The 15,906-nt window shown below is 64.0% G+C and carries 16 protein-coding genes; 1 reads left to right on the top strand and 15 read right to left on the bottom strand.

Annotation, left to right across the window (positions count from 1 at the left end):
• Positions 1 to 2: 2 nt before the first annotated feature.
• The 7 genes from EXZ48_RS04855 to EXZ48_RS04820 all read right to left on the bottom strand — a co-directional run bounded on the left by EXZ48_RS04855 (position 3) and on the right by EXZ48_RS04820 (position 7,224).
• The gene (locus tag EXZ48_RS04855; RefSeq protein WP_130514510.1) at positions 3 to 1,070 is read right to left on the bottom strand and encodes a Gfo/Idh/MocA family protein; all 1,068 of its coding nucleotides are present in this window, start codon (positions 1,068 to 1,070) and stop codon (positions 3 to 5) included.
• A 197-nt stretch (positions 1,071 to 1,267) separates the two neighbouring features.
• Positions 1,268 to 1,597, bottom strand: coding sequence for an L-rhamnose mutarotase (locus EXZ48_RS04845; protein ID WP_130514509.1), 330 nt, complete (start codon positions 1,595 to 1,597; stop codon positions 1,268 to 1,270).
• A gap of 3 nt (positions 1,598 to 1,600) precedes the next feature.
• Complete coding sequence (locus EXZ48_RS04840; protein WP_130514508.1) at positions 1,601 to 2,719, bottom strand: mandelate racemase/muconate lactonizing enzyme family protein; 1,119 nt, start codon at positions 2,717 to 2,719, stop codon at positions 1,601 to 1,603.
• Between the two features lies 1 nt (position 2,720).
• Positions 2,721 to 3,818 carry an ABC transporter ATP-binding protein gene (locus tag EXZ48_RS04835; protein ID WP_130514507.1) on the bottom strand — a complete coding sequence of 366 codons (1,098 nt, stop codon included), beginning with the start codon at positions 3,816 to 3,818 and terminating at the stop codon, positions 2,721 to 2,723.
• Between the two features lie 3 nt (positions 3,819 to 3,821).
• Positions 3,822 to 4,688, bottom strand: coding sequence for a carbohydrate ABC transporter permease (locus EXZ48_RS04830; RefSeq protein ID WP_050744905.1), 867 nt, complete (start codon positions 4,686 to 4,688; stop codon positions 3,822 to 3,824).
• A gap of 5 nt (positions 4,689 to 4,693) precedes the next feature.
• Positions 4,694 to 5,590, bottom strand: a complete 897-nt coding sequence (locus EXZ48_RS04825) for a carbohydrate ABC transporter permease (RefSeq protein ID WP_130514506.1) — start codon at positions 5,588 to 5,590, stop codon at positions 4,694 to 4,696.
• A gap of 317 nt (positions 5,591 to 5,907) precedes the next feature.
• Complete coding sequence (locus EXZ48_RS04820) at positions 5,908 to 7,224, bottom strand: sugar ABC transporter substrate-binding protein (protein WP_130514505.1); 1,317 nt, start codon at positions 7,222 to 7,224, stop codon at positions 5,908 to 5,910.
• 158 nt (positions 7,225 to 7,382) lie between these two features.
• Between EXZ48_RS04820 and EXZ48_RS04815 the strand changes: the two genes are divergently transcribed.
• Positions 7,383 to 8,174 carry an IclR family transcriptional regulator gene (locus EXZ48_RS04815; protein WP_023514812.1) on the top strand — a complete coding sequence of 264 codons (792 nt, stop codon included), beginning with the start codon at positions 7,383 to 7,385 and terminating at the stop codon, positions 8,172 to 8,174.
• A gap of 45 nt (positions 8,175 to 8,219) precedes the next feature.
• On the opposite strand, the gene EXZ48_RS04810 is transcribed toward EXZ48_RS04815, so the two are convergent.
• From EXZ48_RS04810 to EXZ48_RS04775, 8 genes are all read right to left on the bottom strand, one after another.
• Positions 8,220 to 9,365 (bottom strand): extracellular solute-binding protein, encoded by a 1,146-nt coding sequence (locus EXZ48_RS04810; protein ID WP_130514504.1) that lies wholly within the window; start codon positions 9,363 to 9,365, stop codon positions 8,220 to 8,222.
• Positions 9,365 to 10,519 carry a CaiB/BaiF CoA-transferase family protein gene (locus tag EXZ48_RS04805; RefSeq protein ID WP_130514503.1) on the bottom strand — a complete coding sequence of 385 codons (1,155 nt, stop codon included), beginning with the start codon at positions 10,517 to 10,519 and terminating at the stop codon, positions 9,365 to 9,367. The genes EXZ48_RS04810 and EXZ48_RS04805 overlap by 1 nt, the downstream gene beginning before the upstream one ends.
• A 197-nt stretch (positions 10,520 to 10,716) precedes the next feature.
• On the bottom strand, positions 10,717 to 11,613 hold the full coding sequence (locus EXZ48_RS04800; RefSeq protein ID WP_130514502.1) for an aldose 1-epimerase: 897 nt from the start codon (positions 11,611 to 11,613) through the stop codon (positions 10,717 to 10,719).
• Entirely contained in the window at positions 11,610 to 12,365 is a 756-nt protein-coding gene (locus EXZ48_RS04795; RefSeq protein WP_130514501.1) for an SDR family oxidoreductase, read from the bottom strand. Before EXZ48_RS04795 ends, EXZ48_RS04800 begins: the two co-directional genes overlap by 4 nt.
• Before the next feature lie 7 nt (positions 12,366 to 12,372).
• Complete coding sequence (locus EXZ48_RS04790; protein ID WP_023513672.1) at positions 12,373 to 13,104, bottom strand: ATP-binding cassette domain-containing protein; 732 nt, start codon at positions 13,102 to 13,104, stop codon at positions 12,373 to 12,375.
• Positions 13,101 to 14,084 (bottom strand): ABC transporter permease, encoded by a 984-nt coding sequence (locus EXZ48_RS04785; protein ID WP_130514500.1) that lies wholly within the window; start codon positions 14,082 to 14,084, stop codon positions 13,101 to 13,103. The genes EXZ48_RS04790 and EXZ48_RS04785 overlap by 4 nt, the downstream gene beginning before the upstream one ends.
• Before the next feature lie 68 nt (positions 14,085 to 14,152).
• Positions 14,153 to 15,127 (bottom strand): sugar ABC transporter substrate-binding protein, encoded by a 975-nt coding sequence (locus tag EXZ48_RS04780; RefSeq protein ID WP_037409257.1) that lies wholly within the window; start codon positions 15,125 to 15,127, stop codon positions 14,153 to 14,155.
• A 46-nt stretch (positions 15,128 to 15,173) separates the two neighbouring features.
• Entirely contained in the window at positions 15,174 to 15,866 is a 693-nt protein-coding gene (locus tag EXZ48_RS04775; protein ID WP_023513669.1) for a GntR family transcriptional regulator, read from the bottom strand.
• Positions 15,867 to 15,906: the final 40 nt, after the last annotated feature.

Genomic DNA, 15,906 nt, shown 5'->3' with positions numbered 1-15,906 from the left:
GTCTAGGGCCGTGCGGCGAGCGGCGTCGCGGGCGCGGCGCTGGAGGCATAGGCCGCCTCGACGAGCGCCATCGTCATCCAGGCATCCTCGACCGAGGAGACGAGGTCCGTATCTTCGCCGGAAACAAAACGCTGGAGGTTCGCCATGCGGCCGACGAACGCATCCGGGAACCACGTCCCCTCCAACGGCACCGGCACCCAGCCATCGCCGCCTTTCGGATGGATTTCCAGAATATCCGGCTCGCCGCGCGGATAATCGAGATTGACGCCGAGCTGGAGATAGGCCGCGCCCTCGGTGCCAGAGATGCGGAACGCGCAGGCCTGGTGCCTGCGGCCGAACTTATGGTCGTGGTTGATGGAGAGCGCGCAGCGGACCCGGTCGCCATAGTCGAGGATCGCCGTTGTGCGCGTCTGCGCCATGCCGTGGTTCGGATGGCCGATCGACTTGGCGTGCACACCCTGCGGGTCGCCCAGCACTCCCCGGATGACGTCGAGATAGTGGATCGAGTGCATGGCGATCTCGATGCGCGGCAAGCCTTCGAGGAAGGACCAGAGCTGCCAGGGCGTATCGAGCGCCAGATAGACGTCGAAGTCCACGACCTCGCCGAGAAGGCCCCTGGCGATGGCGTCCTTCAACGCCAGCATCATCGGCGCGAAGCGGAGCTGGAAATTGACGGCGGCCTTGAATTTCCTCGCGCGGCAGATTTTCAGGATTTCCGTCGCGGCGGCAAGGTCGGAACCCATCGGCTTCTGGATCAGTACCGCCGCGCCCTCCGGCAGGGCCGCCAGCACCTTCGCATGGGCGGCGGGCGGGGTTGCCAGATCGAAGATCGCGTTGTCGACGGACGCGGCTTCCTCGACGGTGCGATAGGCGGCGACGCCCCATTTTTCAGCCAGCGCCTTCGCCTTGTCGTGGTCCGGATCGTAGAGGCCGGCGATCGGAAAGCCGCCCTTGCGATAGGCCGGATAGTGCGCGTCGCCGACGATCGAGCCGGCGCCGAAGGTGACGATCGGGCGCGGATTCGCCGGTAGCGGCCAGGATTGGGCGAGCGTGCGGGGGTCAAAGGGCATAGCGGCCTCCCTGACGACGAGGCTTCGCCTTACTCCCCTCTGCCCTGCCGGGCATCTCCCCCACAGGGGGGGAGATCAGCAGGCGGCAAGAAACTCGCTCACGCGGCATCGTTGAAGATGGGCGGAAGGCCGCTCCATCCAATCTCCCCCCTTGTGGGGGAGATGCCCGGCAGGGCAGAGGGGGGTGAACCACGACCTCACGCATGGAAGAACACCTCCTCCATGCCCGCCCACCACTCGCCCTCTTTCCGCGTCTCCAGCGGCGATTGGCAGGGCATGCAGACGGCCCACCATTCCTGCGTCTTCGGGTCCGCAGCCATCTTTGCCATGTCGGCAGAAAAATCCGTGCCGTGATATTCGAAGAAGGAGAAGAGAAGATTCTCGGGCTCCTTCAGGAAGATCGAATAGTTTTGGATGTTGCAGGCGGAAATCATCGCCAGCACCTCCGGCCAGACGGCCGCGTGCAGGCGTTTGTATTCTTCGACCGTCTCCGGCTTCACGCCGATCACCATGCCGATGCGCTGCATGTCTCAGGCTCCCTTGCGGATCTCGTGCTGGAATTCAGCAATCGACCGGCTGCGGATCGCATCCCAGTCCCAGTCGATGCCAAGACCCGGCGTCATGGGCGCAAGCGCCATGCCGTTCTCGATCCTAAGGCGCGAGGCGGTAATGTCGTCGAGCTGCGGGATGTATTCGACATATTTGCCGTTCTGCACCGCGCAGGCGAGGCTGACATGCAGCTCCATCAGGAAGTGCGGGCAGACCGGCATGTCGAAGGCTTCCGCCGCATGCGCCACCTTCAGCCAGGGCGTGATGCCGCCGATGCGGCCGGCATCGACCTGCACGATCGAGCAGGCGCCCTTCTGCATGTATTCGCGGAAATGGCGGATGGAATAGAGAGATTCGCCGATGGCGATCGGCGTCGCCGTCGCGCGGTTGAGGCGGACATGGCCGTCGATGTCGTCGGCCGGCAGCGGCTCCTCGATCCAGCCCAGATCGAGGTCGCGCAGGCGCTCGGCACGGCGGATCGCCTCGTCAACGGTAAAACCCTGGTTGGCGTCGGTCATGATCTCGTACCCGTCGCCGACCGCTTTCCTCACCGCCGCAAGACGCGCAAAATCCTCGGAACCGTGCGGCTTGCCGATCTTTACCTTCGAGCCGGAAAAACCCTTCGCCTTGGCGTCCAGCGCATCCTCGACCAGCGCCTCCACCGGGATATGCAGCCAGCCGCCCTCGGTCGTGTAAAGCGGGCAGCGGTCCTTGGCTCCGCCGGCGAGCTTCCAGAGCGGCAGGTTCTGTTTTCGTGCGCGAAGATCCCACAGCGCGGTGTCGACGGCAGCGAGCGCGATCGAGGTGATGGCGCCGATGGTCGTCGCGTGGGTGGCGAATTCCAGTTCGTGCCAGATCACCTCGATCCGATCGGCATCGCGGCCGAGGATGCGCGGCGCGAGATGATCGGCAAGAAGCCGCATGACGGAGGAGCCGCCGGTGCCGATCGTGTAGCTGTAGCCGGTGCCGATCGCGCCGTCGCTGTCGGTGATGGTGACGAGCGGCGTTTCCTGGCTGACGAAACTCTGGATGGCGTCGGTGCGCTCGACCTTCGGGCGAAGGTCGACCATTTTCAGCTCAATGCGTTCGATCCTTGCCATGTCAGCCCCTGAGCGTGCGGCCGCTGTCGCGGTTGAAGAGATGGGCCTGCGACAGGTCGAAGCAGAACGGCAGCGTCTCGCCAGGCGCAAGCCGCCGCGGGTTCAGCATGCGGCCGACCCATTCGGCGCTACCGAACGCGGAAAACACCAGCGTCTCGTTGCCGAGCGGTTCCGTGAGGATGACGCGCAGGTCGTGCCGGTGCACGTCGGCATCCTCGCCGGAATGGATGCCGTGGCCGGCGGGATAGAGATCGTCCGGGCGCAAGCCGAAGGTGACCTTCTGGCCGGCCGTCACGCGCTCCTTAAAGCGGGCGGGCAGCGGCAGACGGTCGCCGTTTTCGAAGACGAGCTGGCCGTCCACCACCTCGGCATCCTTGAGGTTCATCGGCGGTGAGCCGATGAAGCCGGCGACGAATTTCGATTGCGGGCGCTGGAAGACATCCTCGGGGGTGCCGACCTGCTCGATATGGCCATCGCGCATGATGACGATGCGGTCGGCGAGCGTCATCGCCTCCACCTGGTCATGGGTGACGTAGATCACCGTCGACTGGACCTTCGCATGCAGCTTCTTGATCTCGACACGCATCTGTGTGCGCAGCTTCGCGTCGAGGTTCGACAGCGGCTCATCGAACAGAAACACTTCCGGCTGGCGCACGATGGCGCGGCCCATGGCGACGCGCTGACGCTGGCCGCCCGAAAGCTGCGAGGGGCGGCGGTCGAGAAGATGCGTCAGGTCTAGCGTCTTCGCCGCCTCTTCCACCTGCGGGGCGATGTCCTCCGGTTTCTGGCCGGCGATCTTCAGCGAAAAACCCATGTTTTCGCGTACCGTCATGTGCGGATAGAGCGCGTAGGACTGGAAGACCATGGCGAGGTTACGCGAACGCGGCGGCAGGTCGTTGACGATCTTGCCGCCGATCCTGAGATTGCCGCCGGAGATCGGCTCCAGCCCTGCGATCATGCGCAGCGTCGTTGATTTGCCGCAGCCGGAGGGGCCGACGAGGGCGATGAATTCGCGGTCGGCAACCTCCAAATCGATGCCGTGCACCACTTCGACCGCGCCATAGCGTTTGACCAGCTTTTCGAGGGAAACGGTTGCCATGGACTATCCTTTGACTGCGCCGGAGGTGAGGCCGGACACGAGATGCTTCTGCACGATGAAGGTCAGCACGAGGGCGGGGATGATCATGATCACTGCCAACGCACACATGCCGCGCCAGTCGATGGTGAACTCCGCCGTGTAATCGAGCAGACCGACGGGCAGTGTCTTGGAATTGACGGAACGGGTGAGCTGCGAGGCGAGTGCGAACTCGTTCCAGGAGGTGAGGAAGGCAAAAATGCCGGCCGATGCGATGCCGGGGCCGGCGAGCGGGAACTCCACCTGCCAAAAAGCCTGCCAGCGCGTGCAGCCGTCGATCTGCGCGGCCTCGGCCAGATCTTTCGGCACCTGGCGGAAGAAGCCGTCGATCAACCAGATCGTGAAGGGCACGTTGAGCGCCACATAGGCCATGATCAGCCCGAAATGCGTGTCGATGATGCCGAGCTTCGAATAGACGAAGAACAGCGGCAGCGAGAGCGCGATGCCCGGCACCGTGCGCGTCAGCATCAGGCCGAGGAAGATCGAGGATTTCGCCTTGAAGCGGAAGCGCGCGAAGGCGTAGCCGCCGGCCATGCCGATGGCGAGCGCGATCGCCGTCGAGGTAACGGAGATGATCAGCGAATTGCGGAAATAGTCGATGACCGGAATGCCGCCCTGCCCGACGCCGGAAAACATCGCGACATAGGCGTCGAAAGAGAGGTCCTGCGGGATCCAGACAGGCGGCTTCGCCATGATCTCGACCGTCGGGCGGAAGGAGGCGAGCACGATCCAGAGGCCCGGCAGGCAGATGACCGTCATGGCCAGGAACAGGCCGATCTTGTGTGCGGCGGACAGGAGAAGGCCGTTGAGGCGGGCTTTTGCGTTCTCGTTCATCTTGCTTACCACTCCGCCGCAATCTGCGTCCGCGCCGCGGCGAGCTTGCGGAAGAAATAGACGGTGAAGAGGATGGAGAGCAGGATCGCGACATAGGCCATGGCGTTGGCAAGGCCCATGCGGGCATCGGCATAGGCGGTGCGCGAGACCAGCGTCCACAGCAGTTCCGTGCGCTTGGCCGGGCCGCCGTCCGTCATGATCTTCACGATGTCATAGGCGCGCGCGACGTCGAGCGAACGGATGGTCATGGCGATATAGGCGAAGGGCATGATGAAGGGCCAGGTGACGTAGCGAAACGTCTGCCAGGGCGTGCAGCCGTCGACGCGCGCCGCCTCGATCGGCTCCTTCGGCATGGCGAGCAGGCCGGCGAGAATGAGGATGGCGAAGACCGAGGTGGACGACCAGATTTCGGCGATCAGGATCGCGGTGAAGGCGAGCGAGCCGTCGATCAGCCACGGGATCGCCTGGTCCGTCAGGCCGAGCGATTGCAGCGCGTTGTTCACGAGGCCGATATTGTCGTTGAACATGAACTTGAACTGGAAGCCGACGAGGATCGGCGAGAACATCATGGGGAACATCATGATGGTGCGGAGCAGCCGCTGTCCGCTCGTCGCCTTCTCCACCAGCATGGCAAGGCCGAGGCCGAGCAGCATTTCCACGTTGAGCGCGACGGTGAGCAGGAGAACGGTGCGGCCGAACGCCGTCCAGAATTCGAGGTCCGTCAGAATGCGCGCATAGTTGCGCAAGCCGACGAACGTATAGAGCGAGGCGGGCTGCGTCAGCCGGAAGGGCGTGAAGCTCGAATAGAGCGACAGGATGAGCGGGACGATGACGACGGCTGCGAGCACCACGATGGCGGGCAGCAGAAGCAGAAACGGCGCCGGTGGCCTCCAGCCTTTCATATGTGCCTCTTGGATATGCGCTGACCGGTCATCCCATCCGGGTGCCGGCCGCGTTTCAAGAAGCGGCCGCTGAGGGCGGCCGCCAGTTGGTTTGTTTGCCCCGCCCACCGCCTTGGAGAGCGGGTGGTCGGGGCACACCGACGATGACGGAGGAGAGATGGCGAACAGGCGTTGCCCCTCATCCGGTTGCGCCACGTCTCCCCGCAAGCGGGGTGAAGGGGATATGCCGATCCGGTTTCCTCAACCAATGACCGCAAGCGAGGCAAGTCCCCTCTCCCCGCTTGGCTGGAGAGGGTTAGGGTGAGGGGCAACCACCCTCAGAGCGCGCCGGCATCCTCAAGGATCTGCGTCGCCTTCTCGGCTGCCGCGTCCAGCGCTTCCTTGGAGGTCTTGTCGCCGAGGATGGCGGCTTGCAGCTCCGGATAGACGGCGTTGGAGATCTCGATCCAGGACGGCGTCTGCGGTACGGCGAAGGCGTGTTTGGCCGCCTCCTGGAAGGCGGTCAGGACTTCCTTGCGATACGCGTCGCTTTCCGCCTGCTTGATGTTGTAATCCCAGACGGTCGTGCGCGTCGGCAGCGGGCCGGCCGAGGATTCCAGCTTCTGGCTGTCCTCGTTGGTGAGGAACCAGACAAGCGAGGCGGCGGCTTCCTTGTTGGCGCAGCTTTCCGTGACCGAGAAACCGTGGTGACCGGACCAGCCGGTGCGCTTGCCGGAGGAACCTGCCGGCTGCACCTTCACGCCGACATTGCCGGCGACTTTCGACGACTTCGGGTCGTTGAAGAAGCTCGCCCAGCCAGGCCAGTCGAGGTTGACCGCGATCGTGCCTGACGCAAAGCCCTGGCCGAGATCGTCCCACAGATAGTTGGTGGTGCCGACCGGTACGGCTTTCGCCTTGTAGAGATTGACGAACCAGTCGAGCGCGCGAACGCCCGCTTCCGAGTTGAAGGCCGGCTTGCCGTCGGCGGCAAGATATTCGCCGCCCTCGGCCACCAGCATTTCATAGAAGCGGCCGTTGATCGCCTCTTCCTTGCCGGCGTACTGCGTGCCGTAGAAATCCGGCGGATTGGAGAAGAACGTGGCCTGGTCGGTGACCTGCTGCCAGGTGTCCGGCGGGGCGAGATCGTAGCCGTATTTCTCCTTGAACGCCGCCTTCTTCGCGTCGTCCTGATAGAGGCTCTTCTGGTAGTAGAGCGCGGAAACGTCGAATTGCGCGCGCGGCAGCATCACCAGCTTACCATCGAGCGTCGAGGACGCGATGTTGGCCGGCACGAAGGCCTCGATCTCCTCCTTCGGCAAAAGCGCCGAAAGATCGGTGTAGATATCAGGATACTGCGGGGCGAAGGACGAGTGGTTCGAGCCGACGCACCAGGTGATGTTGCCGGTCGCGATGTCGGACTTGATCTCCTTGTCCAGCTCGAAATGGTTCTTCTTCGAAAGAACGTTCACCTTCGCGCCGGTCGCCTTCTCCCATTCGGCGATGCGCGCATAGAGCGCTTCATACTGCTGGCCGCCGATGAGCTTCGCATCGACGGTCACGCCTTCGAATTTTCCCGGCAGATCGGCTGCAAGCACAGAGCCAGCCCACGCGCAGATCACGGCACCGGCAGCAACGCCGGTTAGAAATCTTGTCATCTTCTCCTCCCAGTGGCTTTTCGCCAGCCCTTACCGATAAGAGCTTCATTCATATACAAACCAATCATTCACATATCGTCAAGCGGAAATCGGCATCCCGGGATTGTCACGCCCCGTTCCTGCGTATATGAATTTGCTCATTCACTAGAGGATTTCAGGTGACGGACGAGGAAAACGATCGCTACAGGGCGCCAGCGCTCGACAAGGGCCTCGACATCCTGGAACTTCTCGCCGCCGTCGACGGCGGCCTCACCCAGGCGGAAATCGCCAAGCGGCTCGATCGCAGCCCCAACGAATTCTACCGCATGCTCGACCGACTGGTGAAACGCGGTTACGTCACCCGCATCGACGGCGACCGTTTCTCCCTCACCCTGAAACTCTTCGGCCTCGCGCAGTTGCACGCGCCGGTGCGCCGACTCGTCTCCTTCGCCGTACCGCTGATGCGCGAACTGGCCGAAACCTCGCGCCAGGCCAACCAGCTTGTCGTCTTCGACCGCGGCAATCCCGTCGTCATCGCCCAGCAGGAAGCGCCAGGCTACTGGGGCATCTCGATCCGCGTCGGTTCGCGCATCGGCCTGTTCGACACGGGCTCCGGCCACGCGCTGCTCGCCTTCCGCTCGCCGGAAGAGCGCCTGCGCATGATCGCCGAGCATGTCGGCGACGGCGGTACGGATGTGCGCGTCACGCCGGAATTCCTCGCACGGCTCGACCTCATCCGCTCCCGCGGCTACGAAATGATGCCGAGCGCCCAGACGGCGGGCGTCATCAACCTCTCCGCGCCCGTGCTCGGTGCGGACGGCAGGGCGATTGCCGCCCTGACGATCCCCTACATCACCCTGATCAATGCGCCGGTCGCGCCTGACATCTCGACGACCATCCAACTGCTCGGCGAGACGACGCGCAGGCTGTCGGAAATGGCGGGCGCCGGCTTCAATGCCGAGGAACAATAGGCCTCGTATTTGAAGGCGTGATTCGCCAGCGCCCCAAGCATCGGCTTATCCGCTCCTCGCAAAACTCTTCAGGAAGAGCGCGTTGAGATCCGCTATGGCTTTTCCTGCCGGTTCACGGCCCGTCACGGCCTGATTGATGCGCTCAGACGCAGCCTCCTGGAAGGACATGTAGCCATCGTGGCGAGGACGCAGCCAGGCACCCTCCAGCGTTTGGCGCGTGTTGCGGTAGAAGCCGAGCGTTGCGGCATTGGCCGCCTCGTCCTCCCATCCCGCCGCATGACCGGGCTGGCCACCGGTCTGCCAGTAGCGACCCGCCTGCTGCGGCCCTGCCGCAATCCAGTAGGCGAAGTCCACGGCCACCTTACGATGCGCCGAGAAGGCGGACACGGCGATGCCCGTGCCGCCCAACGCGGAGCCGACCGGTCCCGCACCGCCGGCAACCGGCATATCGGCAAAGGCGATGCGATTGGCCCGGAAGCCTGCAAGGGCGTAGCTGACATAACCGTAGATCAGTGGCGAGACGCTGTAGTGCGACCCCGCCTCGCCCATCCGGTCCAGCACGGCGATGGGGTCCATTTCGGTGCAGGCGGCATCGGTGAGCGCGGCCAGTTCCCGGATCATCTCGATTGCCTGCACGCCGATTTCGACATCGACGAAAGGCACGTCCCTTTCCACCGAGCAGGGTCGGCCGAGATTGCCGCAAAGCGTGAAAAGGCACATCAGGGAATGCGGCGGGCGCAGCGGCAGCAGCATCTCCCCGGCTTTTGCAAGGTCAACAACCTCTGCCCACGAGCCCGGTGCCGCCGCCAACCGGTCTGGCCGGAAGGCCAGTACCTGCGTGGCGGCATCGACCGGGAAGGCCCATTGGCGGCCCTGCCAGTTGTAACTCGGGAACGAGAGGCCGACGGAACCGCCCGCAAGCACCGCGAAGGCCGCCTCGCGGCCGGGCAGGTCAAGTGGCGCGAGGCAGTTCTCCGCCGTGATCTGGCCGACATGGGGATGATCGATGACAATGAGATCGTAGCGGCGGGCGAGATCCTCGACCGGAAAACTCTCGAAGTCCTGCAGCGAGCGCTTGTCCCATTCGATGGTGACGCCGGTTCTGGCAAGCCAGTCCTGCGCACAGGCAACCATCGGATCATAGCCGCGCGGATGGCTCCAGGTCATGCCCCTGAGCGTGATCGCGCTCATCACGCAAACTCCGCACGGATCGTCGCCGAGTGCTCGCCGATGCGCGGTGCGGCGCGATGGCCGGCCGGGCGCTGACCGTTCACCCGCACAGGGCAGCGGGTCGTGCCGATCGAAACCGCATCTTCACGCGTCACCGTCTGCAGCATGTCGAGGATGCGGAAACCATCGCTGGCCAGAAGCTCCGGCCATTCCAGCACCTTCGAGCACCAGATATCGGCGGGCTCCAGGATGGAGAGCCAATGGTCGACGGTTTCGCTCGCAATGCACTCGGCGATGGTTCTCTTGATCGCATCGCGCGCGGTGAACCAGGCCTTGCTGTCGTCGCGATAGGGTGCCAGCGCCTCGATCTGCAGCAGATCCTGCAGGCGGCCGAGTGGCGTCATGGCGATCGCAAGATACCCGTCCTTCGCCGGATAGACGCCGTAGGGTGCGGAAAGATAGGCATGCGCGCTACGGAAATCCGAGCGCTTCGGCTTGCGGCCGCCGTCGTTGAGATGGGTGGTCAGCACCTCGAACTGGAAATCGATGAGGCTTTCGAGCAGGCTCGTCTGGATATGGGCACCCTTGCCAGAAATACCGCGGCGCACGAGGGCGGCGAGAATGCCCTGGCAGGCATTGGCGCCGGCGAGCATGTCGGCGACCGCCAGGCCGAAGGGCACCGGTCCTTGCGCCGCGTCGCCGTTCAGCCACATCAGACCGGAGCGTGCCTGCGCCAGGAGATCCTGCCCTGGCCGCATGACCCAGGGGCCATCCTCGCCATAGCCGCTGATCGAGGCATAGACGATTGCCGGGTTGATCGCCTTGACGGCCGCATAGTCGAGCCCGAGGCGTTCGATGACGCCCGGACGGAAATTCTGAATGAGCACGTCGGCCTTGCCGAGAAGCCGGCGCAGGAAGGCAAGGTCGTCGGCGTTCTTCAGGTCTATGCCGAGGCTTTCCTTGCCGCGGTTGATGGCGTGGAAGAGCGTCGAATCCCCCCCGACCTCGGTGTCGCTGAGATAGAGCCTGCGGGAGAGATCACCGCCGTCCGGACGCTCGATCTTGATCACGCGGGCGCCGAGATCGGCCAGCCGCAACGAGCAATAGGGGCCAGAGAGGAACTGGCTCATATCGACCACCGTCAGGCCGGCCAGAAGTCCTGTCTCATCCTGCATGCGCATGTCCTCCTGCGCTCCCCGAGGTCGCGCCCGCGTAATTCTTATTTAAATTATTCTTTCATATATGGATTGCTGTTTCAAGCCTTGCAAAACGGTCAACGGCTCACGTACGGATATGCCCCCGCCGCGGCCACGCGATCGGCCCCGGCAACGCCACGATTGCCAGGGTGGAAAGATCGAATGTCTTGCGGGGATCAGGCCGGTTTGCGTGGCGAAACGGCGATGCGGGTCCAGATGTCCAGCGTCTCGCCGGGAGAAAGCACTTTCAGGCCGTAGGCGTCGGCCCGGTCCGGCAGGTTGAAGGCATCGACGGGATGGCTGACCGGTTCGAAACAGAAGAAATCGGCATCGGCGGCAGGCGAGAAGACCACATACTGGTCCAGCACCTCGCTTGCCTCGATATCGGCCTGCAGACCACGCGCCGGCCAGCCGATCCGCGCCTTGCCGTCCCAGCCGTCGAACCAGTTGTTGATCCACCGCGGCGGCAGGGACCTTGGCGCGTTGAAGTCCATATCCGGATGCTTCGCGATGGGCTCATGAGCCTTCGGAAGATGATCGGACTGCTCCAGCCAGACGCCCTTCGACGGCGCAGTGAGCGTCGTATCCGCATCGCGCACGAACCAGGGATGGAAGCCGGCACCATATGGCAGGCGTGTTTCGGCGCGGTTGACGAGGCTCAGTTCCATCACGAGGCCAGCGCCTTCCAGACGATAGCACAGCATCGCATCGTAGCGGAACGGCCCCGGCCCGTCCGACGACAGGGTCAGGGTAATGGAATCGCTGCTCCGGGAGGCCTCCGTCCATGTGGCGGAGAAGCCGTTGCCGTGGATCGGATAGGGCTCCGTCTCCACATTGCGCGGCAGGGCGTGAAAGGCCCCGTCGAAGGAAAACCCGCCGCCGGAGACCCGCCCGGAGAACGGCACGAGGAGGATGTTGGCGAGCGCAAAGGGATGGTCCGTTGCGGGATCCACCGTGCGAAAGACCGGCTGCCAGACGCCGTCCTGCCTGACATCGAAGCATGTCAGGCCAGCGCCGAGATCGGGACGCAGGCGGATGCGTGCCGCCCCGTTGTCGAGTTCGATCTCCATCACCAGCCGCCGTCGATCGCGATGTTCTGGCCGGAAATCATGTCTGAGGCCGGCGAGACGAGGAAATGCACGAGATCGGCGACATCCGCCGGCTGGATGCGCGCCTTCAGCGACTGGTTCTCGAGGATCCAGTCATTGTACTGTTGCAGGCGATCGGCGAAGACGCGCGCCTCCGCCTCGGACACCACCGCGCCCGGTGACACCGCGTTGACGCGCACGCCATGCGGACCCAGTTCGCGCGCCAGCGATTTCGTAAGGCCCAGCATCGCGCCCTTCGAGGCGACATAGGGCACATAGCCGTCCCAGCGCCCATTCAGGGTGACCGAGCAGAAATTGACGATCTTGCCGTAGCGCTTTGCCTTCATCGCCGGCGCGACGGCCCGGGCGAGCGCGAAGGCAGCGGAGGAATTGACCCGGACCTGATCCTCGTATTCCTCCAGCGAAAAATCCTCGAACGGCTTGTTGATGATCAGCGCCGCATTGTTGATGAGGATGTCGATGCCGCCATGCGCGCGCGAAAGCGATTCCGCCCGCCGCTCCGCCGCAGCAAGGTCGTTGAGGTCCTCACCGACATAGGTAGCCGTAACGCCATGGGTTACGGCAACATCCGCCGCGAAGGCCGCGCCGCCCTCGGCGCCCGGCCGGTCGAGCAGCAGCAGGCTGGCGCCGGCACGGGCGAGCCGCGCGGCCTGGGCGCGGCCGAGCGTGCCGAGCGCACCGGTGATGAGGACGGTCTTTCCTGAAAGCTCTGTCATGGTCTCCTCACAGAAGGGCATGGACCTCGTCGATCGAGGTTGCAGCGGTCGGCTTGTCGAAGACGATCTCGCCACGCGCCATGGCGACGATGCGGTCGCAGGACTGGAAGACGTGCTGCATGTTGTGCGAGATGAAGATGCCGGTGAGGCCCTGCGCCTTCAGGCCGCGCACAAAGCCGATCACCTTGTCCGTCTCCTTGACGGAAAGATGGTTGGTCGGCTCGTCGAGGATCAGCACCTTGGACTTGAAATGCATGGCGCGGGCGATCGCCACGCCCTGCCGCTGGCCGCCGGACAGTTCGCCGACCAAGGCATCCGGCGAGCGCAGGTGCAGATCGACATCGGCGATGGCCTGCATGCTTTCGGCGCGCATACGCTTCTGGTCCATGAGGCCGACACCGAAGACCGACCATTTCAACGGCTCGCGGCCGATGAAGAGATTGCGGGCGATCGACATGGTCGGCACCATGGAATTGTACTGATAGATCGTCTCCAATCCGTGACGCATCGCGTCCTTCGGGCTGCGCAGATCGACGGTCTTGCCCTCGATAAGCACCTCGCCGGAATCCTGGTGGTGCGCGCCGGAAAGGATCTTGATCAGCGTCGACTTGCCCGCGCCGTTGTCGCCGACAAGGCCGACGGTCTCGCCGGGATGGATGGTGAGGTTGACATTCTTCAGCGCGTGCACGCCGCTGTACCATTTCTGCAGGTTGCGGCATTCGATGACCGGTGTCGTCACTTGTGCGCCTCCACCTTGATCTTGCGGGAGATCTTGCCCATCCAGGCATTGGCGATGACCGCAAACATGGTGAGCACGCCGATGGCGAACTTGAACCAGTTGGCATCGACGCGCGACAGCACCAGGCCGTTGTCAATGGTGCGGATGAGCAGAGTGCCGATGATGGCGCCGAAAACCGTGCCTATGCCGCCGGCCAGCGCCGTGCCGCCGATGACGGCCGCGGCGACCGCCTGCAGCTCCAGCCCCTCGCCGATCGAGGGCAGCGGCGAGCCGAGGCGCAGCACCTGGAGCAGGCCGGCGAAACCCGCCAGCACCGAGCAGAGCATGAAGCAGGCGATCTTCACACGCTTGACGGGAATGCCCATCGAGGCCGCCGCCTCGTTGAAGCCGCCGGTGGCGCGGATCCAGTTGCCGAAATTGGTGAGCGACAGCAGCGCCGCGGCAAGAACGGCAATGCCGACGAACCAGACGAAGGACATGCGGAAGAGCGCACCCTGCCAGATGTAATCCGTAAAGAGCCAGGTCGGCAGATCGGACGGCAGAAGCGGCGGAAAGCCGCCGGATACGACGATGGTGAGCGAGCGGGCGATGAACAGCATGCCGAGCGTGGTGATGAAGCTCGGGATCGAGAATTGCAGCGTCACATAGCCGTTGATGAAGCCGATCACCGCGCAGATGGCAAGGCCGAGCAGCACGGCGGCGGCGAAGGGCACGCCGGAATTGAGGATCACCGCCATCGACATCGGCATCAGCGCGAAGACGGAGCCGACCGACAGGTCGAACTCGCCGCAGATCATCAGGATCGTCACGCCGATGGCGACGAGCGCCATTTCCGGCAGAAGACCCATGACGCCGCGTACGTTCTCGAAGGAGAGAAGCACGCCGTTCGACTTCACCTGGAAGACGGCAAGAAGGATGATCAGGAGGGCGAGGCCGGCAAGCTCCGGCTTGTCGAGATAGATTTTCAGAAACCGCTTCATGGGCTCCACTCGTGCTTCGGTGCCCCGCCGCATAGGCAAGGCACCGGTTTTCCCATAGGAGCGCCGGATCAGCGCAGGCCCTGCTTTGCCATTTCGAGAATGGTCGGCACGTCCTTGGGCGTGACGATGCCCTGCCCCGTGTCGATGTCCGACGGCGTCAGGCCGGCCGTCTTCCACAGATAGGCCTGCATGACCGGCATGAAGCCCTGCATGTAGGGCTGCTGGTCGACCTGCACCTGCACGTAGCCGGCTTCCATCTGCTGCAGAACCTCCGGCACGAGGTCGAAGCCGCCGAGCAGCACCTTGCCGGGCTCGATGCCCCGGTCCTTCAGAACCTTGGCGACGCCGGCATGCCAGTAGCCAGTGTCGAAATAGGCCGTGGTGTTCGGGTTGGCATTGAGATAGGCGCCGATGCGGTCGGCGGTCAGCGCGAGGTCGGTGGCCGAATCGATGCGCGTGATGGTGATCTCGCGATCGGCATGGGCGGCCTTGTATTCTTCCAGGAACTTCATCACGCCGCCGGCGCGCTGTTCGGACCAAGTCTGGCCCGGCGCGTTGACGCCGACCAGCAGGCTGAGCGGGCCTTCCTTGGGGAAATTCTCCGACTGCGCCTTGGCAAGCGAATAGCCGGCCGCTGTAAAGCCCTGGCCGATGAAAGCCTTGCGTGCATTGCCTTTGGCGCCTTCGCTATCATCGACATTGACGGCAAGCACGAGGATGCCGGCATCGACGGCTTCCTTGATCACATTGTCATAGGCCTTGTTGTCGACGATCGCGACGAAGATCGCATCTGGCTTCGTGGCGATCGCCGCCTGCAGGTTGGCGACGGCCTGCTCGACCGCGCCTTCGGTCTGCGTCAGAATCAACTGGCATGAGGCCCCGACCTTCTCGCAGGCGTCGTCGTAGCCCTTCTTGACCGATTGCCAGAAGGTGTTCGAGGCGGACGAGTGGCTGATGAAGGCAATGTTGAGGCCTTCCGCGCTGGCGCCCGAGACCATCACCCCCAGGCCGAGGGCCGTTCCTGCAAGAAATTTCCGGATCATCATGATGCGTACCTCCCGTTGAACATCAATCGTGGTTGTTCCGGCGTCACTCCACGCCGTCGAAGAATTCCGTCCGCGCCCGGGCAATCTCGGGCAGCGATTTGAGGATCTCGCGCAGATGCGTGCGCAGCGCCGCTTCGGCCTTGCCGACATCGCCCGCAGCGATCGCATCGACAATGCGCTCGTGCTGCCCGATCAGCCGGCCGATCTGGATATCGTCGACGCTGAGGAAGCGCACGCGGTCCATCTGCGCCTTGACGCTTTCGATGACGCTCCAGGCATAGGCGCGGCCGGCCGCCGCTGCGAGCGTGTGGTGGAAGAGTTCGTCAAGCCGCAGGAAAGTGGCGCGGTCGTCCTGCGGCACCTGCTTCTGCCTTGCGATCTGATCGCGCAGTTCCCGCACGGTCTCGGCCGTATGCTCTGCGGTGACCTGACGCACGATATCGGCCTCGATCGCCTCGCGCACGAAGCGCACGTCCATTACGGAAGCGGTGGAAATCCGCGTCACATAGGTGCCGCGCTGCGGCAGGACCTGCACCAGCCCCTCCTCCGACAGCTTGATGAAGGCCTCGCGCACCGGCTGGCGGCTGACCGACAGGCTTTTGGCGATCTCCGCCTCCGAGATGCGCTCGCCCGGCATCAGCTCGGCCTGGATGATCTGCTCGCGCAGGATGCGATAGACCTGCGGCCCGACGGCCTCGGCGACCGAGAGAACGCGCTGCGGTTTGATGTTCTGCATTCCAGCCTCCCTCACTCCGTCAAAGGCTACTAGCCTACTA

The sequence above is a fragment of the Shinella sp. JR1-6 genome (assembly GCF_004284735.1).
In the GTDB taxonomy this organism is placed as follows: Bacteria; Pseudomonadota; Alphaproteobacteria; order Rhizobiales; family Rhizobiaceae; genus Shinella.
The sequence above is the reverse complement of the archived record's forward strand: the minus strand, read 5'-3'. Positions and strand labels throughout refer to the sequence as shown.

What these genes read in the sequence shown, in the direction of transcription:
- EXZ48_RS04820 (WP_130514505.1), bottom strand. Translation starts at nt 7,224, where the DNA reads ATGACAAGATTTCTAACCGGCGTTGCTGCCGGTGCCGTGATCTGCGCG.
- EXZ48_RS04775 (WP_023513669.1), bottom strand. Translation starts at nt 15,866, where the DNA reads ATGCAGAACATCAAACCGCAGCGCGTTCTCTCGGTCGCCGAGGCCGTC.
- EXZ48_RS04830 (WP_050744905.1), bottom strand. Translation starts at nt 4,688, where the DNA reads ATGAACGAGAACGCAAAAGCCCGCCTCAACGGCCTTCTCCTGTCCGCC.
- EXZ48_RS04825 (WP_130514506.1), bottom strand. Translation starts at nt 5,590, where the DNA reads ATGAAAGGCTGGAGGCCACCGGCGCCGTTTCTGCTTCTGCTGCCCGCC.
- EXZ48_RS04845 (WP_130514509.1), bottom strand. Translation starts at nt 1,597, where the DNA reads ATGCAGCGCATCGGCATGGTGATCGGCGTGAAGCCGGAGACGGTCGAA.
- EXZ48_RS04835 (WP_130514507.1), bottom strand. Translation starts at nt 3,818, where the DNA reads ATGGCAACCGTTTCCCTCGAAAAGCTGGTCAAACGCTATGGCGCGGTC.
- EXZ48_RS04840 (WP_130514508.1), bottom strand. Translation starts at nt 2,719, where the DNA reads ATGGCAAGGATCGAACGCATTGAGCTGAAAATGGTCGACCTTCGCCCG.
- EXZ48_RS04810 (WP_130514504.1), bottom strand. Translation starts at nt 9,365, where the DNA reads ATGAGCGCGATCACGCTCAGGGGCATGACCTGGAGCCATCCGCGCGGC.
- EXZ48_RS04795 (WP_130514501.1), bottom strand. Translation starts at nt 12,365, where the DNA reads ATGACAGAGCTTTCAGGAAAGACCGTCCTCATCACCGGTGCGCTCGGC.
- EXZ48_RS04785 (WP_130514500.1), bottom strand. Translation starts at nt 14,084, where the DNA reads ATGAAGCGGTTTCTGAAAATCTATCTCGACAAGCCGGAGCTTGCCGGC.
- EXZ48_RS04780 (WP_037409257.1), bottom strand. Translation starts at nt 15,127, where the DNA reads ATGATCCGGAAATTTCTTGCAGGAACGGCCCTCGGCCTGGGGGTGATG.
- EXZ48_RS04855 (WP_130514510.1), bottom strand. Translation starts at nt 1,070, where the DNA reads ATGCCCTTTGACCCCCGCACGCTCGCCCAATCCTGGCCGCTACCGGCG.
- EXZ48_RS04805 (WP_130514503.1), bottom strand. Translation starts at nt 10,519, where the DNA reads ATGCAGGATGAGACAGGACTTCTGGCCGGCCTGACGGTGGTCGATATG.